General features: G+C 73.6%; 16 protein-coding genes. 8 read left to right on the top strand and 8 right to left on the bottom strand.

From position 1 onward, the window contains the following. Positions 1-112: 112 nt before the first annotated feature. Entirely contained in the window at positions 113-1,414 is a 1,302-nt protein-coding gene (locus V1L54_RS00135; RefSeq protein WP_330115719.1) for a serine/threonine-protein kinase, read from the bottom strand. A 147-nt stretch (positions 1,415-1,561) separates the two neighbouring features. Beyond that, positions 1,562-3,325: a serine/threonine-protein kinase gene (locus V1L54_RS00130; protein WP_330115718.1), complete on the bottom strand. Its 1,764-nt coding sequence runs from the start codon at positions 3,323-3,325 to the stop codon at positions 1,562-1,564. 390 nt (positions 3,326-3,715) lie between these two features. Between V1L54_RS00130 and V1L54_RS00125 the strand changes: the two genes are divergently transcribed. From V1L54_RS00125 to V1L54_RS00110, 4 genes are all read left to right on the top strand, one after another. Continuing rightward, positions 3,716-6,883 (top strand): FHA domain-containing protein, encoded by a 3,168-nt coding sequence (locus tag V1L54_RS00125; RefSeq protein ID WP_330116097.1) that lies wholly within the window; start codon positions 3,716-3,718, stop codon positions 6,881-6,883. 221 nt (positions 6,884-7,104) lie between these two features. Beyond that, positions 7,105-8,478 (top strand): ABC transporter substrate-binding protein, encoded by a 1,374-nt coding sequence (locus tag V1L54_RS00120; protein ID WP_330115717.1) that lies wholly within the window; start codon positions 7,105-7,107, stop codon positions 8,476-8,478. 25 nt (positions 8,479-8,503) lie between these two features. Continuing rightward, positions 8,504-9,862 (top strand): carbohydrate ABC transporter permease, encoded by a 1,359-nt coding sequence (locus V1L54_RS00115; protein ID WP_330115716.1) that lies wholly within the window; start codon positions 8,504-8,506, stop codon positions 9,860-9,862. Between the two features lie 175 nt (positions 9,863-10,037). Next, positions 10,038-10,916, top strand: a complete 879-nt coding sequence (locus V1L54_RS00110) for a carbohydrate ABC transporter permease (RefSeq protein WP_330116096.1) — start codon at positions 10,038-10,040, stop codon at positions 10,914-10,916. Positions 10,917-10,986: 70 nt separating this feature from the next. On the opposite strand, the gene V1L54_RS00105 is transcribed toward V1L54_RS00110, so the two are convergent. Beyond that, positions 10,987-16,080 (bottom strand): NAD-glutamate dehydrogenase, encoded by a 5,094-nt coding sequence (locus V1L54_RS00105; RefSeq protein WP_330115715.1) that lies wholly within the window; start codon positions 16,078-16,080, stop codon positions 10,987-10,989. A 454-nt stretch (positions 16,081-16,534) separates the two neighbouring features. Here V1L54_RS00105 and V1L54_RS00100 point away from each other — a divergent pair, with 454 nt between their 5' ends. After that, positions 16,535-17,164, top strand: a complete 630-nt coding sequence (locus V1L54_RS00100) for a DJ-1/PfpI family protein (RefSeq protein ID WP_330115714.1) — start codon at positions 16,535-16,537, stop codon at positions 17,162-17,164. Positions 17,165-17,410: 246 nt separating this feature from the next. Here the strand turns inward: V1L54_RS00100 and V1L54_RS00095 are convergent, their stop codons facing one another. Together V1L54_RS00095 and V1L54_RS00090 are read right to left on the bottom strand one after the other, a co-directional pair. Next, positions 17,411-18,100, bottom strand: a complete 690-nt coding sequence (locus tag V1L54_RS00095) for an HAD family hydrolase (protein WP_330115713.1) — start codon at positions 18,098-18,100, stop codon at positions 17,411-17,413. An 83-nt stretch (positions 18,101-18,183) separates the two neighbouring features. After that, positions 18,184-18,699 carry a DUF6912 family protein gene (locus tag V1L54_RS00090; protein WP_330115712.1) on the bottom strand — a complete coding sequence of 172 codons (516 nt, stop codon included), beginning with the start codon at positions 18,697-18,699 and terminating at the stop codon, positions 18,184-18,186. A 302-nt stretch (positions 18,700-19,001) separates the two neighbouring features. On the opposite strand from V1L54_RS00090, the gene V1L54_RS00085 reads away from it, so the two are divergent. After that, entirely contained in the window at positions 19,002-19,424 is a 423-nt protein-coding gene (locus V1L54_RS00085; RefSeq protein ID WP_330115711.1) for an Rv3235 family protein, read from the top strand. 116 nt (positions 19,425-19,540) lie between these two features. Here V1L54_RS00085 and secA read toward each other — a convergent pair whose 3' ends face one another. Continuing rightward, entirely contained in the window at positions 19,541-22,405 is a 2,865-nt protein-coding gene (gene secA / locus V1L54_RS00080) for a preprotein translocase subunit SecA (protein WP_330115710.1), read from the bottom strand. Between the two features lie 186 nt (positions 22,406-22,591). Between secA and V1L54_RS00075 the strand changes: the two genes are divergently transcribed. Next, complete coding sequence (locus tag V1L54_RS00075; protein ID WP_330115709.1) at positions 22,592-23,173, top strand: GNAT family N-acetyltransferase; 582 nt, start codon at positions 22,592-22,594, stop codon at positions 23,171-23,173. Positions 23,174-23,280: 107 nt separating this feature from the next. Beyond that, positions 23,281-24,504: a winged helix-turn-helix domain-containing protein gene (locus tag V1L54_RS00070; RefSeq protein ID WP_330115708.1), complete on the top strand. Its 1,224-nt coding sequence runs from the start codon at positions 23,281-23,283 to the stop codon at positions 24,502-24,504. A 30-nt stretch (positions 24,505-24,534) separates the two neighbouring features. Here V1L54_RS00070 and V1L54_RS00065 read toward each other — a convergent pair whose 3' ends face one another. Further along, entirely contained in the window at positions 24,535-25,311 is a 777-nt protein-coding gene (locus V1L54_RS00065; RefSeq protein ID WP_443076407.1) for a response regulator, read from the bottom strand. Between the two features lie 150 nt (positions 25,312-25,461). Further along, positions 25,462-26,169 (bottom strand): ribosome hibernation-promoting factor, HPF/YfiA family, encoded by a 708-nt coding sequence (gene hpf / locus V1L54_RS00060; RefSeq protein ID WP_330115707.1) that lies wholly within the window; start codon positions 26,167-26,169, stop codon positions 25,462-25,464. Positions 26,170-26,373: the final 204 nt, after the last annotated feature.

Here is a 26,373-nt window from a genome sequence, read left to right as displayed (position 1 = left end):
GGTCCCGGACTGACCGGCCGGTAACCGGATCGTCGCCCTCCGGTACGGCGGAACCGCTGCTCAGCGGGCCGGTACGGCCGCGGAACGACCCCGGAGCGGGCTCGGGGGCCGCTCAGGGGCTCTCCGGCCGGTCGCTCCCGGCGGGCGCCGGGACGCGCGGACCGCCCTCGCCCCCGTCGCCGCCGGCCAGCGCCAGCCAGCCGCCGACGCCGAGTACGGCGGCGACGGCCGTCGCCGTGGCGCCCAGCCTGATGCGCCGGCGGCGCTCGGCCGCCCGGTGGCGCGCGGACCCGGCGCGCGGACTTCCCGGTGCGCGGGGCGTACGGGCGGTGCCGTGGGCACCGCCGGCGAGCTCGTCCGCGCCGGGGACACGCATGCTGGTGTGGGTGTCGCGGTTGGAGTCGGGCGCGGCTCCGGGCACGAGCGGGACGGCGCCCCGCCCGGCGGTGTCGTACGGCGCGTCCCCGGGCCCGGCGTAGTCGGCGTATCCGGCCTGCCCGGGGTGGGCCTCCCCGTGGCCGCCGCGGCCGCCGTGCCCCCCGTGGAAGTCCGGCTCCGGCTCCGGCTCGTCGATCTCCAGTGGCGGCTGGCCCGCCAGCGCGGGCAGCAGCTCCCGCAGCCGGGCGGCCATCTCGGAGGCCCGCAGCCGGGAGGCGGGGGCCTTGGCCAGGCACTGGTGAACGGTCTGCCACAGTTCGTCCGGGATGCCGGGCAGCGGGGCGACGCGCTCGGTGACGTGCCGGCGCAGCACCGCGCCGGGGTGGCCGCCACCGAACGGGGTGAAACCCGCGAGCAGTTCGTACAGGACCGTGGCCAGGGCGTAGACGTCGACAGCGGCGCGCGGCGGCAGCCCCTCGACGATCTCGGGGGCGACGTAGTCGGGGGTGCCGACCACCCGGCTGCCGCCGCCGCGGCTGGGCGCGTCGATCAGTTTGGCGACACCGAAGTCGGTGAGCAGCGCGGGCGGCGCGCCGCCGGGCCCGGCCGGTGCGTGCACGTCGAGCAGGACGTTCTCGGGCTTGACGTCGCGGTGCACGATCCCGGCGGCGTGCGCGGCGGCCAGCGCGTCGGCCACGTCGGCGGTGACGGCGACCGCGAACTCGGGTGCGAGACGGCGCTCGCGCTCCAGCCGGGTGCGCAGGTCCGTACCGCGCACCAGGTCCATGACGAGGGCGAGGTCGTTGCCGTCGACCACCAGGTCGTGCACCCCGACGATGCGCGGGTGGTCGAGGCTGAGCAGCGCGGTGCGCTCCTGGACGAAGCGGCCCACCAGCTCCTGGTCCGAGGCGAGGTCCTCGCGCAGCAGTTTGAGGGCGACGGGGCCCTGGGGGCCCTCGCCCAGCCACACCGTGCCGGCGCTTCCGCGGCCCAGGATCTGGTGGGCGGTGTACCGACTGCCGATCTTCCGTGACATGGCGACAAAACTACGCGGCCGAAGGGGGTGCGCGCGCCCCGGATGGCGGCAACCGTCACCGCGGTGACGGAAATCCGCCGCCGGAAGTCGACAAAGCTCCTCGGCGGCGGACCCGTCGGCGGCCCTGCCGGCGGCCCCAGGGCCGTCTCAGCCGTTGTCCGCCGGTACCTCCGGCGCGTCCGGCACGCTGTCCCGGACGTCCTCGACCTGGTTCGCCGCCTGCTCGCCGGCGCCCACCAGCTCCTCCAGCCAGTTCCAGGCGTCGCCGACCGCGCCCTTGGTGTCGTCCCAGAGCTCGCGGCCCTGGTCCCACCACTCGGGCAGCGGTGTGAAGTTCCACACCAGCACGCAGACCGCGACGAGGATGAGCACCATGAACAGGCAGCCCTTGAGGCAGCCGAGCCCCGGGATCCGCATGCGGTTGGCGCCGCGCTGCCGCGGCTGCCGGGCGGCGGGTTCGGGCGCGGCGGGGCGCGGGGGCTCGTACCGCCGCGGCTGCGGCTCGGGCCGCCGGGGCGGCGCGGGGGCGTACGGCTGTTGCGGCGCCTGCTGCTGACGGCGGCGGGAGGCGGGCTGCCGCGGGGGCTGGGGCTGACGGGAGGGCTGCGGCTGCTGCGGGGGCTGGGGCGACTGGGGCGCGGCACGGCGCTGGGGGCGGCGGCGCAGCGGGTCCAGCTCGGGGTCGAGGGGCTGGATCTGGGTCTGCTCGTTGCGGTCCCGGGCGGCCCGCATCTGGGTCTGCCAGGGGTGCGGTTCGTCGGGGCGCGGCGGCTGGTTCCCCGGACCGCCGGGCGGCCCGCCGGGCATGGGGGGCATGACCTGGGTGGCGTCCGCGCCGGAACCGCCCTGGCCGGGTCCGCCGGTGTGCGGCAGGAAGCTGGTCGCGGCGTTGGGGTCGTGGACGGGGGCGCCGTCCCCGCCGCGGCCCGAGGTCGGCAGCACCTGGGTCGGGTCCGCGGCACCGGGCGGCCCGCCGGGCACCGGGGTGGGCGACAGGTCCGGTCCCAGCAGCGCGGCGACGCCCATCGCGGCCTCGGCCTGCGCCGGGGTGGCGGTGGCCCGGATGCCCGCGGCGACCGTCCGCAGGGCGCGGGCGAGGTTCTCCGCGCCGGGCCGCTCGTCGGGGTTCTTGCGCAGACAGCGCTCGATGACGGTCCACAGCGGGACGGGCACACCGCCGGGGCGCTGCGGCTCCTCGTTCAGGTGGCGCTGGAGGATCTCCAGGGCGGTGCCGCCGCCGAACGGCGGGTGACCGGTGACCAGCTCGTACAGCAGGATGCCCGCGCCGTAGACGTCCACCGCGGAGGTCTGCGGCCGGCCCTCGGCGGACTCGGGCGCGACATAGGCCGGGGTGCCGACGAACTCGTGGGTGCGGGTCAGCCCCGGGGAGTCGGCGAGCCGGGCGATGCCGAAGTCGGTGAGCATGGGCCGCAGGCCCGCCGGGTCGTCGTCGGAGCCGGCGAGCAGCACGTTGGCGGGTTTCAGATCACGGTGCACGACCCCGTCGGCGTGGCTCGCGGCCAGCGCGTCGGCGATCTGGGCGGTCAGCAGCGCGGCGCCGACCGGGCTGAAGGGGCCGTTCTGCCGCAGGTGGCGGTGCAGGTCCGGGCCGTCGATCAGATCCATCACCAGGGCGAGCAGGTCGCCCTCGACCACCAGGTCGCGGGTGCGGACGATGTTGGGGTGGGTCAGGCGCAGCAGGACGGAGCGCTCGCGCAGGAAGCGCATCACCACGTCCGGGTCGTTCGCCAGCTCCTCCTTGAGGACCTTGATCGCCACGGTCTCGCCGGGGTGTCCGGCCACGGCCGCCTCGGCGCCCGCCGTCTCCCTCTGACGCGCACGCCAGACGGTGCCCGTCGCGCCGCGCCCGAGCGGCTCTTCGAGCAGGTACTTACTGCCTACCGGCCGCACGTCATGCGCTCCCTGGTCTTGTCCGGACTGCCGGGGCGGCCACTGCGCGCCCCGGCGGACCACTGTAGTGCCGTACCGGAGGAGGGTGTACGGGCGTGACCGCCCCGGTCCGTCCGGTCCGTCCGCTTCCGGTCCCCCGGCGGAGCCCTCCGCTCCGTCCGGCGGGTGAGACGCGCCACACGGCGGGAAAGGTTGCCGGAACCCGGTCCGGCGTGCCCTTTCGGCGATGTTCGCCTATCCGATCGAAACACTCACGCAACAGATGATTACCGGCCACTTTCTCACCCGGAGTCGACCGGCCATGATCACTCTGTGCCGGATCGCGGGCGCGATGACAGTGGTCGGTGCGAGGATGCATCCAGCATCACGGGACTGAAGGAGCCGATGGCGATGCAGATCCGGCTGACCGTCCTCGGACCGCGCGGCGGTCACGCGGAGCAGACCGCGGGTGGGTGCGACGTGCTGGTGACGGCTCCGCCCGGGACGCCGCTCGCCGCCGTGACGGGCGCCCTCGCCGCGGCGGCCGCCGCGGCGGGCGCCGCACCCGCTCCCGGGTCCGCGGACGCGGTGGCGGTGTTCGCCGGGAACCGCCGGCTGGACGCCGAGCACCAGACGCTGGGGGCGCCGCCGCTGCTGGACGGCGCGGTGGTCTCCCTGTACGGACCGACCGCCCCCTGGGGCCACGGCCTCGCCCCCGCCGCCGGGGCACGGGCCCGGCTGCACGTGGTGGCCGGACCGGACGCGGGCGGGGTCCATCTGCTGCGGGGCGGGCAGGTGCGCGTCGGCCGCTCCGCCGAGGCCGACGTACCGCTGGACGACCCGGACGTCTCCCGGCTGCACTGCGCGGTCACGGTGACCGACACGGGCGCGGTGACGGTCACCGATCTGGGCTCCACCAACGGCACGGCGGTGGACGGCACGGCGGTCCACGACCGCCCGGTGCCGCTGCCGCCGGGCGCGACGCTGCGGCTGGGCGAGTCCGCCGTACGGCTGCGGGCCGGCGCGGAGGCGCTGGACGGTCTGCCGGTCCTGCCCACCGTGCCGGACGGCGAGGGGCGGCTGCGGATCTCCCGGCGCGCGCCCGTTCCCGCCCCGCCTCCGGCGGCCCCCGCGGCCGGGACGGTCTCCGGGCCGGGACGGGCGGCACCGCCGTACACGTCCGGCCCCGGCCCCGGCGCGGGAGCGCACGAGGAGCCCGGGCACGGGCGCGCCGACCGCCCCCACCCCCGCGGGGACGTGACCCACGGCACCGGATTCGTGCACCCGCGCGGAGCGGACCCCGCCGACGGGCGGCCCGGCCGCGGCGGGCTGGGCGCATGGGCACGGCGGCTCGCCGGAGGACGGGCGGCCGGCGGCCGGGACGGGAGCACCGACGGAAGCAACGGGGCGGACACCGCCGGGAACCCGGCCGCCCCGCCGGACGACGGCCGCCGTCCCGACCTCTCCGAGATCCTGCTCACCGCGCTGGGCCCCGGTCCCCGGCTGTGGGAGCGCGGTGCGGACCACCCCGACGCGCTGACCGTCCGGCTCGGCACCGTCCGCCGGGCGGCCGGGGCCGTCGCGCCGGTGGGCGTCGACCTGCGGGAGAGCGGCTCGCTCGGGCTGGCCGGGCCCCGGCCGCGGCTGCTGGCGCTGGCGCGCTCGGTGCTCGCCCAGCTCGCCGCGCTGCACGGGCCGGGGAGCCTGGAGATCGTGCTGCTGGCCGCGGGCCGGGCGCCCGGCGGAGCGTCCGGCGGCCCCGCCCCGGACGGGGACCGGTGCCCGGACTGGTCCTGGCTCGGCTGGCTGCCGCAGTTGCGCCCGGCCCGCGGCCAGGACTGCCGGCTGCTGCTGGCGTACGACCGCGAGCAGGCCGCCGCCCGCGCCGGGGAGCTGGTGCGGCGGCTGGCGGACCGGGGCACGACGGGCTCCGGTCCGGGACCGGAGCCGCTCCGGGGCCCGCGGACGGTCGTCGTGGTCGACGGCGACCCCGGTACGGCGGAGCTCCGCGAGACCCTGACCCGGCTGGCGGAGCACGGCCCGGCCGCCGGAATCCATCTGCTGTGCCTGGCCGAGACCCCGGCCGCCACCCCCGCCTCCCCCCTGGCCGCCACCCTGGCCGCCGCCGCCGAGGTCTCCCCCGCCTTCCGCGTCTGCGGAGCCGTCGGCCTGCTCAGCGGAGCCGTCGCCACCACGGTCCGGGTGGTCGCCCGGGACACGGATCCGGCCGAGGCCCCGCTCGCGACCGTGGACGGGGTGTCGGCGGCCTGGGCCGAGCGCTTCGCCCGGGCGCTGGCCCCGCTGTACGAGGCCGACCCGGCCCGGGACGCAGCCGCGGCCCGGCCGGTGCCGCTGCCGCGGAGCACCCGGCTCCTCGACGAACTGGGGCTGGCCAGGGCCACGCCCGCCGCGTTGCTGGCCCGCTGGGCGGAGCCCGCCGCACCGCCGGCCGGTGTCGCCGTCCCGCGGGCCGGCGCGATACTGGGCGCGGGCACGTGCGGTCCGGTGGCCGCCGATCTCGTGGCCGACCGCGGTCCGGTGCTGGTCAGCGGCGCGCCCGGCACCGGCAAGACCGAGCTGCTGCGTTCGCTGGCCGCCTCGCTGGCCGCCGGGGAGCGGCCGGACCGGCTGTCCCTGGTCCTGGTGGACGGGCGCGGCGACGGGGGCGACGGAAGCGGCGCCGGTCTGCGGGTCTGTGGCGACCTGCCGCACGCCTCGACGTACCTCGCCGCGGGCGACCCGGTGCGGATGCGGGAGTTCGCCCAGGCGCTCACCGGTGAGCTGAAACGCCGCGCGGAGCTGTTCGGCGACCACCCGTACGAGGCGTACGCAGCCGGGAGGGCGGCCGCCCGGCAGGCCGCGGCGGGCCCGGCCCCCCGGGTGGTGGCACCGCGCCGGGCCACCGACGGGACGGAGCCGGGGACCTCTCCCGGCGCCGGTGCCGTGGCCGGGGGCGCGCCGCGGCCCGACACCGGCCACGGCACCCTCAAGCTCCGGGCCCGCGGCGCGGCCCCGGCCGCCGCGGCGGGGGCGGCCGGGGAGCCGGCCGGACCACCGCCCAGGCTGGTGCTCCTCGTCGACGACTTCGACATACTGGTCGACCCGGCACTGGGCAATCCCGGGCGCCCCGCGGCCGGCTCCGTGGTCCGCGCGCTGGACGCCGTGGCCCGGGACGGGGCCCGGCTGGGAGTGCACCTGATAGCCGCGACCGGCCGCCCCGACCGCACGGCACGGACCGCCGCCGACCGGGAGGCGGCGCTGCGGGTGTCGCTGGGCGTCGGGGCTCCCGGGAGCCCCGGGGAGCGCGGGGAGGACCTTCCCCCGGGCCGCGGGACGCTGCACCGGCCGGACGGGCCGGTGACCGCCTTCCAGAGCGGCCGGGTGACGGGCCGTATCCCCCGGACCGCAACCCTGCGGCCCACGGTGGTGCCCCTGGACTGGGCACGCGCCGGGGACCCGCCCACCCGACGTCCCGTGCGCGAGCTGGGCAACGGACCGACCGATCTGGCACTGCTCGCCAGCGCGATGGAGCGCGCCGCCCGGGAGGCCGGCGCCTGTCCCGCTCCCCCGCTGGTATGAGGCCCGGATTCCGGTTGCGGGGCCGGTCGCCGGGCGTTCCGGGGCATCCCGGACCGTCCGGCGAGCCCGTGGGGCCATACGGGTCACGAGGCAGTCACGAAGGCCGAGTTGATATGTAAACACCGCGTTGCCGGGCAGTGTTGTCAGGCGTAGGACTGATCACTCGGATGTGCGGCACGGTCGGCCACCGGTCGCCCGTGCCCGCAGTGGGGACGGTGAGCATGCGCACTTCTGTCCGTACGACCCGATCGCGGGCCGGCAGAGCGGGTACCGCGCTGGTGACGGCGCTGGCCCTCGCCCTGACGGCGGCGGCCTGCGGCGGCGGAGATGACGACGGGGGCTCCGGAGACGACTCGCAGAAGCAGCAGAGCACCGTCGAACTGCCCGACCTGAAGGGGCAGAACCTCCAGGTCGCCGCGGTGTGGACCGGCCCGGAGCAGGAGAACTTCCGCAAGGTCCTCGACGAGTTCGAGGAACGGACGGGCGCCACGGTCAGCTTCGTGCCGACCGGCGACAACGTGGCCACCTTCATCGGTTCCAAGATCGAGGGCGGCGCACCGCCGGACGTGGCGATGCTGCCGCAGGTCGGCGTGCTCCAGCAGTTCGCCGAGAAGGGCTGGCTCAAGCCCGTCGACGAGGCCACCCGGGAGCAGCTCGACAAGAACTTCTCCGCCGGCTGGCGCGACCTGGGCTCCCACGACGGCGAGCAGTACGGGGTCTACTACAAGGCCGCCAACAAGTCCCTGGTCTGGTACAACACCACCGCCTTCGAGAACGCGGGGACGAGCGCCCCGGAGACCTGGGACGCGTTCATCGAGACCGCCCGGACGATCTCCGACTCCGGCGTCCCGCCGGTCTCGGTCGGCGGCGCGGACGGCTGGACGCTCACCGACTGGTTCGAGAACGTCTACCTCTCCCAGGCCGGCCCCGAGAAGTACGACCAGCTCGCCGCGCACGAGATCCCCTGGACCGATCCGTCCGTCGAGGAGGCCCTGAGCACCCTCGGCGAGCTGTTCGGCGAGGACGAGCTCCTCGCGGGCGGCAACGAGGGCGCGCTGCGGACGGAGTTCCCCAAGTCCGTGACCCAGGTCTTCGCCGATCCCGAGGCCCCGCAGGCCGCGATGGTCTACGAGGGCGACTTCGTCGCCGTCAACATCGCCGACACCAAGTCGGAGATCGGCGAGCACGCCCAGGTCTTCCCGTTCCCGGCGGTCGGTGACGAGCAGCCCGTGGTCAGCGGCGGCGACGCGGCGGTGGCGCTGAAGGACACCGAGGGCGCCCACGCCCTGCTGACCTTCCTGGCCTCCACCGAGGCCGCCGCCATCTGGGCCGAGCAGGGCGGCTTCATCTCCCCCAACAAGGAGCTGGACACCTCCGTCTACCCCAACGAGGCGCTGAAGGCCATCGCCGACGCGCTGATCGCCGCGGGCGACGACTTCCGCTTCGACATGTCCGACCAGGCCCCCGCCGCCTTCGGCGGCACCAAGGGCCAGGGCGAGTGGAAGGCGCTCCAGGACTTCCTGCGGAACCCGTCGGACGTGGCCGGCGCCCAGCGTGCGCTGGAGTCGGCCGCGGCCAAGGCGTACGGCGACTGACGGCGGGACGGGAGGCGCAACTGCCATGTCCACCGCCACCGCGGGCGGCCCGGCGGCCCCAGGCCGGCCGGGCCCGCCCGTCCCCGGAACCCCACGCACCTCCGTCGTCCGCACCCGGTCCTGGCTGGCCGGGCTCTTCCTGCTGCCCGCGCTGGTGCTGCTGGGCGCGCTGGTCGTCTATCCCATCGTCTACTCGGTCTACCGCAGCTTCTTCGACGCCGCCGGGACCGGCTTCGTCGGCCTGGACAACTACGTCGAGCTGTTCACCGACGACGGCATACTGACCGCGATCAAGAACAACGCGATCTGGGTGGCCGTCGCCCCGACCGCCTGCACCGCCCTGGGACTGATCTTCGCGGTGCTGACCGAGCGGGTGCGCTGGTCCACCGCGTTCAAGCTGATCGTCTTCATGCCCATGGCGATCTCGATGCTCGCCGCGGGCATCATCTTCCGCCTGGTGTACGAGCAGGACCCGGACCGCGGCGTGGCCAACGCCATCTGGGTCGGCGTGCACGACACCTTCAGCGAGGCCTCCGCCTGGCCCGGCGCCCGGCCGCGGCCGAACTCCGGTCTGGAGGAGACCGGCGGTGGCTCGTACACCACCGCCGCCGCCGCGGACGCGGCGGACCCGGCCAACCTGCCGCTGGTCGGCGTCCCCCCGCAGGACCTCACCGGCGTCGCCGACGCCGAGCCCGCCGAACCCGCGGCCGACGGCGGGGTGTCGGGCACCGTCTGGGTGGACTTCGCCAGGGGCGGCGGCGGTGAGCCGGGCGTGATCGACCCGGGTGAGAAGGCCCTGGCCGGGATAAAGGTCGAGGCCGTGAAGGACGGCGAGGTCGTCGCCACCGCCACCACCGCCGAGAACGGCACCTACACCCTTCCGGCCGAGGCGGACGGCGCGCGGCTGCGGCTGCCGGCGTCCAACTTCACCGAGGCGTACAACGGCGTCAACTGGCTCGGCCCGTCCCTGATCACTCCCGCCATCATCGCCTCCTACGTGTGGATGTGGGCAGGCTTCGCGATGGTGCTGATCGCGGCGGGCCTGGCGGGCGTACCGCGGGAGCTGCTGGAGGCGGCCCGGGTGGACGGGGCGAACGAGTGGCAGGTCTTCCGCCGGGTCACGGTGCCGCTGCTGGCCCCCGTGCTGGCGGTCGTCCTCGTCACCCTGATGATCAACGTGCTGAAGATCTTCGACCTCGTCTACATCATCGCCCCGGGCGCCACCCAGTCCGACGCGAACGTCCTGGCACTCCAGCTGTACCTGTCGTCCTTCGGCACCGGCGCCGACCAGGGCGTCGGCAGCGCCATCGCGGTGCTGTTGCTGCTGCTGGTGGTGCCCGTGATGATCTTCAACATCCGCCGGCTGAGGAGGGAGCGCAGATGACGGACACCAGCCGGCCCTCCGGACGGGGGCCCTGGGGGTACCCCCGGCGAAGCGAGGGAGAGGGGTGCCACCCGGACGGACGCGGCGGCATCCGCCGGCCGAGGAGGGGGAACCGACGGTGAGCACTCTCTCCAGAACCACGCCCGGTCCCGGACCCGGTCCCGCGGCCGCTCCCGTGGACAAGGACGGCGGCGGGCGGGCCCGGCAGTCGCTGGGCTCACGGATCGCCGCCCTCACCGGCCACTGGGCGGTGCGCTTCACCCTGGTGGTGATCGCCTTCCTGTGGCTGCTGCCGACCACCGGCCTGCTGCTGTCGTCCTTCCGCGACCGGTCCGACATCGCCTCCTCCGGCTGGTGGACGGTGCTGGGCGACTGGTCGCAGCTGACGGCGGCCAACTACGAGGCGCTGCTGAAGAACGACGCCATCACCGGCTCCCTGCTGACCACCCTGGTCATCACCGTGCCCTCCACGGTGCTGGTGGTGGTCATCGGCTCGCTCGCCGGATACGCCTTCGCCTGGCTGGACTTCCCCGGCCGGGACTGGTGGTTCCTGCTGGTGGTCGGGCTGCTGGTGGTACCGGTCCAGGTGGCGCTGATCCCGGTGGCGAAGCTGTTCAACACCCTGGGCATCTTCGAGACCACCATCGGTGTGGTGATCTTCCACACGGCCTTCGGGCTGCCCTTCGCCGTCTTCCTGCTGCGGAACTTCTTCGCGGAGATCCCGCGCGAACTGCTGGAGGCGGCCCGGCTGGACGGCGCGAACGAGGTGCGGCTGTTCACCCGGGTCGTCCTGCCGCTGGGCGGCCCGGCGATCGCCTCGCTGGGCATCTTCCAGTTCCTGTGGGTGTGGAACGACATGCTGGTCGCGCTGATCTTCGCCGACGCCGGCGATCCGCCGATCACGGTCGCGCTCCAGCAGCAGGTGCGGCAGTTCGGCAACAACATCGACGTGCTGGCCTCGGGCGCGTTCGTCTCGATGGTGATTCCGCTGGCGGTGTTCTTCGCCTTCCAGCGGCAGTTCGTCTCGGGTGTGATGGCGGGCGCGGTGAAGTAACGGGCCCGCACACGGACGAGGGGGGGCGGCCGGACGGCCGCCCCCCCTCACCACGTCCCGTGCGTGCGGATCAGCGGTTGCTGCGCAGCAGGGTGCGCATCGTGCGCATGGCCACGGACAGGTTGGCCAGGTCGAAGGTCTCCGAGTCCCGGATCTCCTCCAGCGTGGCGCGGGCCCGGCCCAGCACGGCGGCGCTCTTCTCCTCCCACGCCTTGAAGCGCTGCTCGGGCGTGGCACCGCCGTCCCCGGAGGCGAGCACGTCGGCCGTGAGCAGCTGGTGGGCGGCGTAGAGGTCCTCGCGGATCGCCGCGCGGGCCATCGACTGCCAGCGGTCGTTCCGGGGCAGCTCGCTGACCCGGTCCTGGAGCTCGGTGATGCCCAGCCGGTCGGCGAGGTCGTAGTGCACCTCGGCGACGTCCAGCAGCTCCCGGCCGGTGCGGTCGGCGACGGCGACCACGTCCAGGGCGGGGAAGACGGAGGAGAAGCCCGCCACCCGCAGGGCCAGTTCGCCGGGCACCCCGGCGGCGGTCAGCTCGTCGTGGATGCGCTGGAACCACTCCAGGTCGGTACCCCGCAGCAACTTGGGCAGCTCGGACCAGACCACCTCCACCCGGTCCCGGAAGACGTCGACGGTCTCGGCGAGCTTCAGCGGCTGCGGCCGGTTGTTCAGCAGCCAGCGGGTGGCGCGCTCCACCAGCCGGCGGGCGTGCAGCCGGATGCGGGTCTGGACGTCGGCGGCGACGGTGTTGTCGAGCGCCTCCACCTCGTCCCAGACGCGGGCCAGGTCGTAGATCTCCCGGGCCGCGGTGTGCGCCCGCACGATCTCCTCGGTGGCGGCCCCGGTCTCCTCCCGCATCCGGTGCGCCAGGGTCGAACCACCGGTGTTGACCATGTCGTTGACCAGCAGGGTCGTGATGATCTCGCGCCGCAGCGCGTGCCGCTCGATCTGCTCGGGGAAACGTTCGCGCAGCGCGGTGGGGAAGTAGGCGTGTGCCAGCTTCTGCAGGTACGGGTCGTCCGGCAGGTCGGTGTCCGCCAGCTCCTCGGTGATGGCGATCTTGGTGTACGCCAGCAGGACCGCCAGCTCCGGCTGGGTGAGGCCGCGGCCGTGCGCCAGCCGGTCGCGGATCTGCCGGTCGGCGGGCAGGAACTCCAGCTGCCGGTCCAGCCGGCCCTGGCGCGCCAGGGTGCGCATGAACCGCTGGTGGGCGTGGAGGAGGTCGGGCGCCTGGCGCATGGCGTTGGCCAGTGCGACGTTCTGCGTGTAGTTGTTGCGCAGCACCAGCTCGGCGACCTCGTCGGTCATCTCGGCCAGCAGGGCGTTGCGCTGCTTGACCGTCATGTCGCCCGCGGCGACGACCGAGTTGAGCAGGATCTTGATGTTGACCTCGTGGTCGGAGGAGTCCACGCCCGCGCTGTTGTCGATCGCGTCGGTGTTGATCCGCCCGCCGTTCGTCGCGAACTCGATGCGGCCCAGCTGGGTGAGGCCCAGGTTGCCGCCCTCGCCGACGACCCTGGCCCGCAGGTCCGCCCCGTCCACCCGGATCGCGTCGTTGGCCTTGTCTCCGACGTCGGCGTGCGTCTCGGTGGACGCCTTCACATAGGTGCCGATGCCCCCGTTCCACAGCAGGTCCACCGGTGCGGTGAGGATGGCCCGCATCAGCTCGGCCGGGGTCATCCTGGTGACGCCGTCCTCGATGCCCAGCGCCCGGCGCACCTGCGGGGTGAGCGGGACGGACTTGGCGCTGCGGGGGTGGACGCCGCCGCCGGGGGACAGCAGCGAGGTGTCGTAGTCGGCCCAGGAGGAGCGCGGCAGCTCGAACAGCCGGCGGCGCTCGGCGTACGAGGCGGCCGGGTCCGGATCCGGGTCGAGGAAGATGTGCCGGTGGTCGAAGGCGGCGACCAGTTTGATGTGCTCGCTGAGCAGCATGCCGTTGCCGAAGACGTCGCCGGACATGTCGCCGATGCCGACGACCGTGAAGTCCTCGCTCTGGGTGTCGTGGCCCAGCTCCCGGAAGTGCCGCTTGACCGACTCCCAGGCGCCGCGGGCGGTGATGCCCATGGCCTTGTGGTCGTAGCCGGCCGAGCCGCCGGAGGCGAAGGCGTCGCCCAGCCAGAAGCCGTAGGCGGTGGCGACCTCGTTGGCGATGTCGGAGAAGGCCGCGGTGCCCTTGTCGGCGGCGACCACCAGGTAGGTGTCGTCCCCGTCGTGCCGCACCACCCGCTCGGGCGGCACGACCCGGCCGTCCACGAGGTTGTCGGTGATGTCGAGCATGCCGGAGATGAAGGTCCTGTAGCAGGCGATGCCCTCGTTCAGCCAGGCCTCGCGGTCCTCCGCCGGGCTGGGCAGCCGCTTGCCGACGAAGCCGCCCTTGGCGCCGACCGGCACGATCACCGTGTTCTTGACCTCCTGGGCCTTCACCAGGCCCAGGATCTCGGTGCGGAAGTCCTCGCGCCGGTCGGACCAGCGCAGCCCGCCGCGGGCGACCTTGCCGAACCTCAGGTGCACGCCCTCCACCCGCGGCGAGTACACCCAGATCTCGTACGCCGGGCGGGGCGCGGGCAGGTCCGGGATGGCCTGCGGGTCGAACTTCATCGACACGTACTCGTGCGGCAGGCCGGAGTCGGCGTCGCGGGGCTGGAAGTAGTTGGTGCGCAGGGTGGCCCTGATGAGGGTGAGGAACGAGCGCAGGATGCGGTCCTCGTCCAGCGAGGCGACCTCGTCCAGCGCCCCGTCCAGTTCCTCCAGCAGCCCGTCGGTCAGCTCGCGGCCCGCTCCCGTGCGGTCCGGGGAGAGCCGGGCCTCGAAGAGGCTGACCAGCAGCCGGGTGGTGTGGACGTTCCGGCGGAGGGTGTCCTCCATGTAGTCCTGGCTGAAGGGCGAGCCGGCCTGCCGCAGGTACTTGGCGTACGCGCGCAGCACCATCGCCTGCCGCCAGGTCAGCCCGGCGGAGAGCACCAGCGCGTTGAAGCCGTCGCTCTCGGCCGCGCCGGTCCACACGGCGGCGAATGCCTCCTGGAAACGCTCCCGGGCGTCACCGGACACCCCCCGCTCCCGGCCGACGGGCAGCCGGAGGCCGAAGTCGTAGATCCACACCCGGGAACGGTCGGCGCGGCGCAGCTCGTAGGGGCGCTCGTCGATGACCTCCGCGCCCATCGCCTGGAGGACCGGCAGAACGGCGGAGAGCGAGACCGGCTCGCCGGTGCGGTAGATCTTCAGCCGGCGCTCACCGGGGGCGGCACCGACCGGCTCGTACAGGTTGAGCGCGAAGTCCCCGGCACCGTCGGCGCCGTCGGCACCCTCGGCACCGTGCGTGCCCGCCCCGCTCTCCAGCCGCCTCAGGTGCTGGAGGTCGGCGACGGCGGTACGGGGCGGGAAGTCGGCCTTGTAGCCCTCGGGGAAGGCGTCCGCGTAGCGGTGGGCGAGCCCGGCCGCCTGTTCCTCGCCGCACTCGGCGACCAGCGCCTCGGAGAAGCCGTCCGCCCAGGACCGGGCCGCCTCGGCGAGCCGGGCCTCGATCCGCTCCACGTCCGCGTCGGTCAGCTCGGCCAGTTCGGTGCCCTGCGGGACACGGATGACGAAGTGCAGCCGGGCGAGGACCGACTCGGTGTTCCAGGCGGTGAAGTCGACGCCGGTGCCGCCCAGTTCCTCGGTGAGGATGTCGGTCATACGCAGCCGCACGGCGGTGGTGTAGCGGTCGCGCGGCAGGTAGACCAGCGCGGAGTAGTACCGGCCGTACTCGTCCTGCCGCAGGTAGAGGCGGAGCTTGCGGCGCTCCTGGAGATAGAGCACGGAGGTGACGATGGAGCGGAGCTCGCCGACCGGGATCTGGAAGAGCTCGTCGCGCGGGTAGGTCTCCAGGATCTGCAGCAGGTCGCGGCCGTCGTGGCTGTCGGGGGTGAAGCCCGCGGAGGTGATGACCTCCTCGACCTTGCGGCGGATGACGGGGACGCGGCGCACCGACTCGGTGTAGGCGGCCGAGGAGAACAGACCGAGGAAGCGGCGCTCGCCGACGACGTTGCCCGCCTCGTCGAACTTCTTCACCCCGATGTAGTCCAGGTACGAGGGGCGGTGCACGGTGGCGCGGCTGTTGGCCTTGGTGAGCACCAGCAGCCGGGGCTCGCGGGCCTTGGCCCGGACACCGGCGGGGAGCCGGTTGAAGGAGGGCGAGGCCGGGTGGGTGTGGTGCCTGTCGTCCTCTCCGGTCCCGGCCGCGGGTTCCCGGTCGTCCCTGCCGTCGGCGGCGGTGTCGGCGGTGTCGGCGTCGGCGTCGGTCTGGCGCGGATCGGAGCGCAGGATGCCCAGTCCGGTGCCGGGCACGGCGGTGAGCAGCAGTTCCTCGGTGCCGTCGGCGGTGGTCTCGGAGGTCAGGTCGTACTCGCGGTAGCCGAGGAAGGTGAAGTGGTCGGCGGCGAGCCAGCGCAGCAGCTCACGGGCCTCCTCGACCTCCCGCTCGGACACCTCCCCGGCGCGCGGCTCGCCGGGCAGCCCGTCGGCGATCCGCACCGCGGCGGCCCGCATCTTCTGCCAGTCCTCGACCGCCTCGCGGACGTCGGACAGGACGCGCCGCAGATCGGCGGTGATCCGGCGCAGGTCCTCGTGGTCGGTCTCGCGGTCGATCTCGACGTGGATCCAGGACTCGACGACCGCGTCGTGCGGCAGCTCGTTCCGGGTGTGGGGGCCGAGGACCGGGGAGTGCGGGTCGCGGCCGGCGTCCAGCACCTCCAGCAGCCGGCCGGTGATGTCGCGGCGGACGACGACCTGGGGGTGGATCACCAGGTGGATGCCGCGGCCCTGCCGGGTCAGCTCGTTGGTGACCGAGTTCACCAGGAAGGGCATGTCGTCGGTGACGATCTCGACGACGGTGTGGGTGCAGGTCCAGCCGTTCTCGTCGACGGACGGGGTGTGCACCCGGACGTCGGCGGTGCCCTGCGGACGCTCCTGGGCCAGCCGGTAGTGGGAGACCGCGGCTCCGTAGATGTCGACCGGATCGCGGTCGGTGAGGTCCTCGGGCGCGGTGTGCAGGTAGTAACGCTGGAGGTACGCGCCGAGGGTCCCGGTGTCCAGGCCCGGTACCGGCCGGCTTCCGGCCGGAGTGCTGTCGGCTACCCGGGCGGCTCGTTCGAGCAGCTCGGCCTTTGCCTCGTCCAGCTTGGTCTGCATCGTCTGGCTCCTGTCGCGCGCCGTTGCGTGACGTCAAGGTGGTGAGGGCATGACGCCGACACACACAGTGTCCGCTTCGGCGGGGCGTCATGCCGGGAGGGAGGATGACCGGCGACGGCCCCGGCACCATGGCGCCGGGAGCCCACTGCGGAGGCGACGCTGCCTTCCGGGGGTACCTCGCTGATCACGTGGTCAGGCTAACCCACCTCATCGATCGCATGTGTACAAAACCTCAGAGTTAACTTCTACGATACGTATAACCGGAACAGGGCGGGCGCCCCGCCCTTCACCGCCCTTCACCGCCCTTCACCGTCTTTCTCTCCGTCGCCTCCCCGCCGGGCCCCCGCCGGCCCCTTCTCCCGTCTTCCCCGGCCCCTCCTCCGGCACCCTCTTGGCAAAACCCCGCCGGAAGAGGACGTTGGAAGGAAGACGTGCCAGCCGGAGGGGGCCGACCATGCCGGAGAACAGGACGGAGCGCACCCGGGACACCGCGAGCGTCCCACGGGAGACGGGCGGGACCGCACCCGCCGTCCTCATCGTGACCGGCGACGCCGCGGAGTCACTGGAGGTGTTCTATCCGTACCAGCGACTGCTGGAGGAGGGCTACACCGTCCACATCGCCGCCCCCAGCCGCAAGAAACTGCGCTTCGTGGTCCACGACTTCGAGGAGGGCTACGACACCTACACCGAGAAGCCCGGCTACGCCTGGCCCGCCGACCTGGCCTTCACCGAGGTCGACCCCGGCCGGTACGCGGCCCTGGTGATCCCGGGCGGACGGGCCCCGGAGTACCTGCGCAACGATCCGGAGCTGCGCAAGATCCTCAAGGCGTTCTTCGACGCGGACAAGCCGGTGGCGCAGATCTGCCACGGCCCGCTGCTGACCGCCGCGGCCGGCGGGCTGGGCGGGCGGCGGGTGACCGCCTATCCGGCGCTGGAGATCGACATGCAGACCACCGGGGCCGTCTTCCGGGACGAGGAGGTCGTGGTCGACGGTGCCCTGGTCTCCTCCCGGGCCTGGCCGGACCACCCGGCCTGGATGCGCGAGTTCCTGGCCGTACTGCGCCGCACGGCACCGGTCGGCTGACCGACGGCGGCCGGGGCGCGGCCCGTGCCCGGAGCCCCGCAACCGGGCCGCGGGCGCGTTCGGCCCGCTCCCGCGGGGAGACGGCTCGGATGACGCCGACCGGACGAACGCCGCCGGCCCTGCCCCGCGGAGTGGGCCCCGGCAACGGTCCCGCGCTCCCGCACCGCGGCCCCGCGGTGGACGCGGCTCCGGGCGCGGAAGCCGGCCGCGCGGGAGCGCATGACCCGGTGCGGTCGGCCGGGCCGCTCACAGCAGGGAGGCCGGTCCCTCCGCGACCAGTTCCTCGGCCACCTCGACGGCCTCGGTGAGGGTGTCCACCACCGGCACCCCCGCCGACGCCAGACCGGCCCGGCTGTGCGCGCCGCCGGTGTACAGCACGGCGCGTACACCCACATGGGCGGCCGCGACGGCGTCGTCCAGCGCGTCGCCGACCACCACGGTGCGGCGCGGGTCGAAGCCGCCCAGCGCCGCCACGTGCGCCGCCATCTGCCGGGCCTTGCCCCGGACGTTCCCGTCGGTGCTGCCGTCCACCCGGACGAAGTGCTCCTCGATGCCGTGGCGGCGCACCAGCGGCACCAGGTGCTCGTGCCGGGCCAGGGAGCACAGGGACTGGGTCAGCCCGGCCGCCCGCCGCGCGGCCAGCAGTTCGGCGGCGCCCTCGGCGAGCCCCACCCGCTCGACACGGTCGAAGTAGTGCCGGTGGAAGACCTCGTCCATCCCGGCCCACTCCTCGGCCGTCGGCAGCCGCCCCATCAGCCGCTCGTAGAAGCGCGTCACCGGCACGCAGTACAGCTCCTGGTAGCGGGCCAGGGTGAGGGGCGGCAGGCCGAGCGCGGCGAGCGCGGCGTTGGTGGCCGCGAGGACCGCCTCGATGTCGTGCAGCAGCGTGCCGTTCCAGTCCCACACGATGTGGGCTCCGCGGGTCTCCGGATCCATGCCCATGACGGTAGGGGATGCCGGTGACAGCCGGGAAGGACGGACCGCGGCGGGGCCGGGTCCGTGACCGGGCCCGGCCCGGCTCAGCCCAGCTCGGCCAGGACGTTCTCGATCTCCTGGGTGGCGTACCACAGCAACTCGTGGTCGTCCGCCCCGTCCACGGTGAACCGGGCGTCCTCGTCGCCCTGGTCGGCGGCGCCCAGCGCGGCGGCCGCCGCGGCGACGGCCGCCTCGGCGTCCGCGCCGTCGGCGTGCACGGCCGCGGCCTTCGCCAGCGGTACGGACCGCCCGATCCGCACCTCGCCGACCGCGGACGGGTCCAGGCCGCGGTCCGGATCGGCGACCGCCTCGCGGTCGGGGACGTCCACGGCCACCACGACCCGGCGCCGCGGGGCCGCCGGATCGACGGCCAGCAGCCGCAGGGACGCCTGGGCGGCCCGGCCGAGCGCGGCGTACTCCAGTTCCTCCAGGTCGTCGGAGAGGTACCACTCGCGCAGTCCGGGGGTGACCGCGTAGGCGGTCAGCGGCCCGGGACCCAGTTCGCCCCTGCGGTGCGCGTCCGCGAGGCCGGCCGGAGTCAGGGGGACGTAGACGCGCATCGCTACCGCTTTCGTGTGAGGCCGGTCCGGGTGCCCCGCCAGCATACGGCGGGCGCGGGAGGCCCGGTGCCCACGGCGCCGCTCCGCCGCTCCGCGCCGTCCCGTTGCCGCGCCGCAGGTCAGCGGCGTGCGGCGGCAACCCGTGCACATACGTCCACCGGATAGGTGAAAGACGCCGGGCCCGTTCCCACGTGTCGCCGCACGTTGCCTCTTCGGGGCCGCGCCAGTAGAACCGAAGCGCAAGTTACCCGCCAGTAAGAAAACTGTGCGCGGAGAAGCCCACCGGAAAACGGGGAAAGACCATGCCGACCACCAGCCGCACCGCACCACCCGGCCGCCGGGACCCCGGACGGCCCGCCCCCTCCGCCGTACTCGCCGCCCGGCGGCGCGAACGCGACCGGCTCCCGCACTACTGGTTCGCCCACCGGCTGGTGCTCGTCCTCAGCGGCCAGCGGCCGGCCCACCTGCTGCTCGGCCACACCCGCGACGAGGCGTACGAGCAGCTGACCCGGCTCGCCCCGCACACCCCGCTGCGGCCTGCCCCGGGGAGCGGACCGGCTCCCGTGGTGCGGCAGGTCGGCTGGTCCCAGCCCCGCCCCGGCGCGGTCGAGGCGTTCGCCCGCATCGCCGTCGGCGACCGGCTCCGCGCCCTCGCCTTCCGGCTGGAACGGGTCCGCGGCCAGCGCTGGATGTGCTCCGCCGTCGAGCTCGACACCGTGCCCTGAACCCCGGCCACCGGGCCCGGGCCGCCGCGGGTACGGCGAACGCCCCGGGGCCGGGCACCCGTCACGGGTGCCCGGCCCCGGGGACCGGCCGGCCGCCGCGCCCGGCGGCCGGTGCGTCACTTCTTGCGGCGGCGGCCCTTCTCCTTCTGGGCCCGGCGGCGCTCGGCACGCGTCATGCCGTCCGCGGGCGAGCGGACCGGCCCGCCGTCACCGCTGTCGAAGTCGCCCTCGACGACCCCGCCCTCGCCGTCCACCGTCGGTGCGGAGAAGTGCAGCCGGTCCGGGCGCTGCGGCGCCTCCAGGCCCTTTGCCCGGATCGCCGGACGGCCCCCGGCCCCGACCCCGGCGGGAGCCTCCTCCTGCGGCGCCCTCCCCGTCGGGACGGGCTCGGCCTCCTCGACCGGCACCTCCTCGACCCGCTGCTCGACCTGGACCTCCAGGTTGAACAGGTAGCCGACGGACTCCTCCTTGATGCCGTCCATCATCGCCACGAACATGTCGAAGCCCTCGCGCTGGTACTCCACCAGCGGGTCGCGCTGCGCCATGGCGCGCAGACCGATGCCCTCCTGGAGGTAGTCCATCTCGTAGAGGTGCTCACGCCACTTGCGGTCGAGGACCGAGAGGACCACCCGGCGCTCCAGCTCCCGCATGATCTCCGAGCCGAGCTGCTTCTCGCGCTCCTCGTACTGCTCGTGGATGTCGTCCTTGATGGTCTCCAGGATGTAGTCCGCCGTGACGGCGTCCCGGCCCCCGGCGGCCTCCTCCAGTTCCTCGATGGTGACCGTCACCGGGTAGAGCTGCTTGAAGGCGCTCCACAGCCGGTCCAGGTCCCACTCCTCCGCGAAGCCCTCGGAGGTCTCGGCCTCGACGTAGGCCTCGATGGTGTCGTCCATGAAGTGGATGATCTGCTCGTGCAGGTCCTCGCCCTCCAGGACCCGGCGGCGCTCGCCGTAGATGACCTCGCGCTGCCGGTTGAGGACCTCGTCGTACTTCAGGACGTTCTTGCGGATCTCGAAGTTCTGCTGTTCGACCTGGGACTGCGCCGAGGCGATGGCCCGGGTGACCATCTTGTTCTCGATCGGGACGTCGTCGGGCACGTTGGCCATGGCCATCACGCGCTCGACCATCTGCGCCTTGAACAGCCGCATCAGGTCGTCGCCGAGGGAGAGGTAGAAGCGGGACTCGCCCGGGTCGCCCTGACGGCCGGAGCGGCCGCGCAGCTGGTTGTCGATACGGCGGGACTCGTGCCGCTCGGTGCCCAGCACGTACAGGCCCCCGAGCCCGACGACCTCGTCGTGCTCGGCGGCCACCGCCTGCTCGGCCCGCTCCATGGCGGCGGGCAGGGCGGCCGCCCACTCCTCGGCGTTCTCCACCGGGTCCAGGCCCTTGGCCCGCAGCTCCTCCTCGGCGATGTTGTTGGGGTTGCCGCCGAGCATGATGTCCGTACCGCGGCCGGCCATGTTCGTGGCGACCGTCACGGCGCCCTTGCGGCCCGCCTGGGCGACGATCACGGCCTCACGCGCGTGGTTCTTGGCGTTGAGCACCTCGTGCTTCACACCGCGCTTCGTCAGCTGCTGCGACAGGTACTCGGACTTCTCGACCGAGGTGGTGCCCACCAGGATCGGCTGGCCCTTCTCGTGCCGCTCGACGATGTCGTCGACGACCGCGTCGAACTTCGCCACCTCGGTGCGGTAGATCAGGTCGGACTGGTCCTTGCGGATCATCGGGCGGTGGGTCGGGATCGGGACCACGCCCAGCTTGTAGATCTGCTGGAACTCGGCGGCCTCGGTCATGGCCGTACCGGTCATGCCCGACAGCTTGTCGTAGAGGCGGAAGAAGTTCTGGAGGGTGATCGTGGCGAGCGTCTGGTTCTCGTCCTTGATCTCCACCCCCTCCTTCGCCTCGATCGCCTGGTGCATGCCCTCGTTGTAGCGGCGGCCCGCGAGGATGCGGCCGGTGTGCTCGTCGACGATCATGACCTCGCCGTCCAGGACGACGTAGTCCTTGTCCCGCTTGTAGAGCTCCTTGGCCTTCAGGGCGTTGTTGAGGTAGCCGATGAGCGGGGTGTTGGTCGCCTCGTAGAAGTTGTCGATGCCGAGCAGGTCCTCGATCCGCTCCACACCCCGGTCCAGGATCGCGACCGTGCGCTTCTTCGGGTTGTACTCGTAGTCGTGCGTGGCGCGGAGCTTCTCCAGCTTCAGCTTCTCGTCGGGCCTGCTGTACATCTCCTCCTGGACGAGCACGCCGTCCAGCTTCTGCACCAGCTTGGCGAAGTCGGCGTACCACTTGGTGGCCCGGTCGGCCGGACCGGAGATGATCAGCGGCGTCCGGGCCTCGTCGACCAGGATGGAGTCGACCTCGTCGACGATCGCGAAGTTGTGGCCGCGCTGGACCAGCTCGTCCTTCGACCACGCCATGTTGTCGCGCAGGTAGTCGAAGCCGAACTCGTTGTTGGTGCCGTAGGTGATGTCGCAGGCGTACTGCTCGCGGCGCTGCGCCGGGGTCATGTTGGCGACGATGCAGCCGACCGTCAGACCGAGGAACTTGTGCACCCGGCCCATCAGGTCCGAGTCGCGCTGGGCCAGGTAGTCGTTGACCGTGATCAGGTGGACGCCCTTGCCCGAGAGGGCGTTGAGGTACGCCGGCAGGGTGCCGACGAGCGTCTTTCCCTCACCGGTCTTCATCTCGGCGACATAGCCCATGTGCAGCGCGGCGCCGCCCATGAGCTGCACGTCGTAGTGCCGCTGCCCGAGCACGCGCTTGGCGGCCTCGCGGACCGTCGCGAAGGCCTCGGGCAGCAGGTCGTCGAGGCTCTCGCCGTCCGCGAGGCGCTCCTTGTACTCGTCCGTGAGCGCCCGCAGCTCGGCGTCGGAGAGGTCGACGAAGTCCTCCTCGATCGACGACACCTGGTCCGCGATGCGGTGCAGCTTGCGCAGGATCTTGCCTTCACCTGCACGCATGATCTTGCCGAAGACGGACACTTGGGCTGGCTCCTTGGCGGTCGGGCCTGGCACGGGTCTGGTGCGCGGGCACGGCGGGCCGGTCTTCCCCGGGCCTGCCGCACCGGCCATCGTATGCGAGGGGCGCCGGGCCCCAGTACCCCCAACGTGCCGGAGACTCGGATGGTGCCGCATCCGCCCGATCGGACGACCGGCACAATTCCTCCCATGCGACCTGTAACCCTCAGCACCGAACGCCTGCTGCTGCGCCCCTTCGAGCCGCGGGACGTCCCGGCGGTCCACGCGGCCTGCCAGGACCCGGACATCCTGCGCTGGACCGCGGTCCCCGAGCCGTACGAGCGGCGGCACGCGCAGGAGTTCGTGCTGAGCCTCGCCCCGGCGGGCTGGCGCGAGGACACCGCGTACAACTTCGGCGTGTTCGACCGGGACGGGGAACTGGTCGGCTCGATGGGGCTGGTGCGGCTCGACCGGCTGCGCACCCCCGAGCACCAGGCCGAGCTGGGCTACTGGACCGCCAAGGAGCAGCGCCGCCGCGGCTACACCGCGGAGGCCGGACGGGCGGTGGCCGACTGGGCCTTCGGGAAGCTGGGCGTGGAGCGCCTGGAGTGGTACGCGGAAGTCGGCAACGACGGTTCGCGGGCGGTGGCGCTGCGGCTGGGGTTCGTCATGGAGGGGACCCTGCGGGCGCGGATAGCGCACCGGGGCACCCTGCGGGACGCGTGGGCGGGATCGCTGCTGCCGTCGGACTGGGGCCGCCCGGCGGCCACCCCGTATCTGCCGGCGCCGTGACCCGCCGGCCCCGGGCCCGCCCGTGCCCCGTGCCCCGTGCGGTCGTCCGTGCCCCGTCGTTCCGGAAGCCCGCGCCCGCTGTCGGTGGCGGCCTCTATCGTCGGCCCATGACCACCACCACCTCCGCCACCGACGCCACCGACGGCGCCACGCTCCCCCTCTCCGCCGACGAGGCCCGCCGGATCGCCCTGCGCGCGCAGGGCCTGCTGGGCGCGCCCGACCGCCGGGCCGGTGTGCGGGGGCTGCTGCGGCGGCTGGGCGCCGTACAGCTGGACACCATCTCGGTCCTGGCCCGCTCCCACGAGCTGGTGCCGTACGCGCGGCTGGGCGCGGTCGGCCGCCCCGCCGTGGAGGCGGCGTACTGGAGCGGGGGGCACGCCTTCGAGTACTGGTCGCACGCCGCCTGTGTGCTGCCCGTCGAGGAGTGGCCGTACTTCGCCTTCCGCCGCCGGGCGTACCGGGCCCGGGGCCACCGCTGGCACCGGCTGGAGGACGCCGGGCGCTCCTGTGCCGCCGTACGCGACCGGCTGCGGGCCGAGGGGCCGCTGACCGCCACCGAGCTGGGCGGCGCCAAGAACGGCGGCGAGTGGTACGACTGGTCCGAGACGAAGATCGCGGTGGAGTGGCTGCTCGACACCGGCGAGGTGGTCTGCGCCGAGCGGCGCGGCTGGAAGCGGGTGTACGACCTGGCCGAGCGGGCGATCCCCGGCGAGCTGCTGCACGACGACCTGACCGACCACGAGTGCCTGCGGCGGCTGGTCACCCGGGCGGGGGCCGCGATGGGAGTGGCCACCCGGGCGGATCTGGCCGACTACCACCGGTTGCGTGGCGACCAGGTCGACGCGGTGGTGGCGGAGACGGGCCTGGTGCCGGTGGAGGTCGAGGGCTGGGGCAGGCCCGCCTGGGCGGATCCGGCGGCGCTGGAGGCCGAGTCCTCGGCGTCCCCGGCTCGCCGGGCCCGGCACCGCACCACGCTGCTGTCGCCCTTCGACTCGCTGATCTGGGACCGCAGGCGCACCGAGCGGATCTTCGGCTTCACCCACCGGCTGGAGGCGTACGTCCCCCGGGCCCGGCGGATACACGGCTACTTCGCGATGCCGCTGCTGGCCGGCGGGCGGCTGCTGGGCCGGGTCGACCCGGCGCGCGAGGGCCGGACGCTGGTGGCCCGGCAGGTGTCGATGTCCGGGCGCGGAGCGGTGGAGCCGATGGCGCGGGCGCTGTGGGAGGCGGCGGGCTGGGTGGGCTGCGAGGCGGTCCGCGTGGAGCGCTGCGACGATCCGGAGTCGGCGGCGGCCCTCACCGCCGCGCTCGCCCGGGACGGCGGCGTCTGACGCTCCGTCCGGCAGTCCGGCCGGACGGCATCATCTGATCTCGAGGATCTTCTCCCGCATCGCGTAGACCACGGCCTCCATCCGGGAGTGCAGCTGGAGCTTCTCCAGGATGTTGCGGACATGGTTCTTCACGGTGTTCTCGCTGATGAAGAGCTCCTTGGCGATGTCCCGGTTGTTCATGCCGGTGGCGACGAGCTTGAGCACCTCCAGCTCCCGGTCGGTCAGCCGGGGCGCGGGCACCAGCCGCCGCTCGTCGGTGCGCTGGATCATCGACTTGAACTCGGTCAGCAGTTTCGCCGCCATCGACGGACTGATCTGGGACTGCCCGTCGGCGACAGCGCGGATCGCGGTGGAGACCTCGTCGGTGGAGATCTCCTTGAGCAGGTAGCCGGTGGCCCCCGCCTTGATCGCGTCGTAGAGGTCGGCCTCCTCGTCGCTGATCGTCAACATGATGATCTTCGCGCTGGGGGCCACCTCCTTGATCGAGGTGCAGGCCTCGATGCCGCCTCGCCGGGGCATCCGCACGTCCATCAGGACGATGTCGGGGAGCAGGTCCGCGGCCTTCTCCACGGCCTCGGCACCGTCTCCCGCCTCGCCGACGACCTCGATGTCCTCCTCCTGCGCGAGGACGATCTCCAGGCCGCGCCGGAAGAGGGCGTGGTCGTCGACCACCAGGACCCGGATGGGCTCGGGCTCCCTGCGCGGCTCGTGTTCCCCGTGCGGCTCGTGCTCCCGCTCGTCCGCGGGGGCGGCACCGCGGCCGCCGTGGTGCGCGCCGGGCGTCACGGGCCCGAAGCTGTCCGCCATCGTTCCTCCCCCTGCAGCCAAGGCTACGCGGCACCAACCGGTCGGTGCAGGGCGCCGGTTGGAAGTGACGCCATGATTCCATGCCCCGCCCCCCGCCGAATCCTCTCGATCGGCGGGGGGCGGGACCGGTCCGCGGGTCAGCGGTCGTTCTCAGCCGCCGAGAGAGCCTCCGGCACCGTGCGGGGGCTCCTCGACGAACGGGTCGGGCTCCAGGCGGATGACACCGTAGTCATAGCCGTGCCGCCGGTAGACGACGCTCGGCAGCTTGCTCTCGGAGTCGACGAACAGGTAGAAGTCGTGCCCGACCAGTTCCATCTCGTAGAGGGCCTGGTCCAGCGACATCGGCGCCGCCGCGTGGGTCTTCTCCCGGACGACCAGCGGCCCCTCGCCCTGCACCTCCAGGGGTCCGACCCGGGTGGTGGGCGGCTGCCACTCCTCGTCCACCGCCGCCTGGCCCTCCAGCCGGCCGTCGTCCCCGACGCGCGCCGCGTTCGGAACGGTCATGGCCACCTCGTGCGCCGGAACCCGGCCGTGCCCGTTCCCGCGTCGTGCGCAGACCCGCTTGTCGTGCTGTTTGCGCAGCCTCGTCTCCAGCTTCTCCGTGGCGAGGTCCAGCGCTGCGTACGGATCGGCCGCCGCCGCCTCGGCGCGGATGACCGGGCCCCGGGAGCGCAGTGTGATCTCCACCCGGTCGGAACGGTCGGCCTGACGGGGGTTGTGCTCCTTGGACACCTCGACGTCGAGGCGGATCACCTTGGCGTCGATCTTCTGGATCTTGTCCAGCTTGAGCTTGTCGACCACGTGCTTGCGGAACCGCTCCGGTACCTCTGTCTTGCGGCCCTTGACGACGATGTCCACGCAGAACTCCGTTCCCGGGCTGCTCCGCGCTCCGTGGCGGAGCACGCCCTTTGTGCACTGAGTCCGGATGGTGCGGTCATTCCCGGTCACCGTCCGGCGCTACGTCGGGTTGCGACTTTCACCTCCTCCTCCCCAACCGGGGAGATCTCCACCCCTCTTTTTCGTGAGGATGGCCAGCGAAGCCGGGCAAACGCCTTATAGCGC

The organism is Streptomyces rubellus (assembly GCF_036323805.1).
Classification (GTDB): Bacteria; Actinomycetota; Actinomycetes; order Streptomycetales; family Streptomycetaceae; genus Streptomyces.
This window is presented reverse-complemented; position numbering and strand designations above follow the sequence as displayed.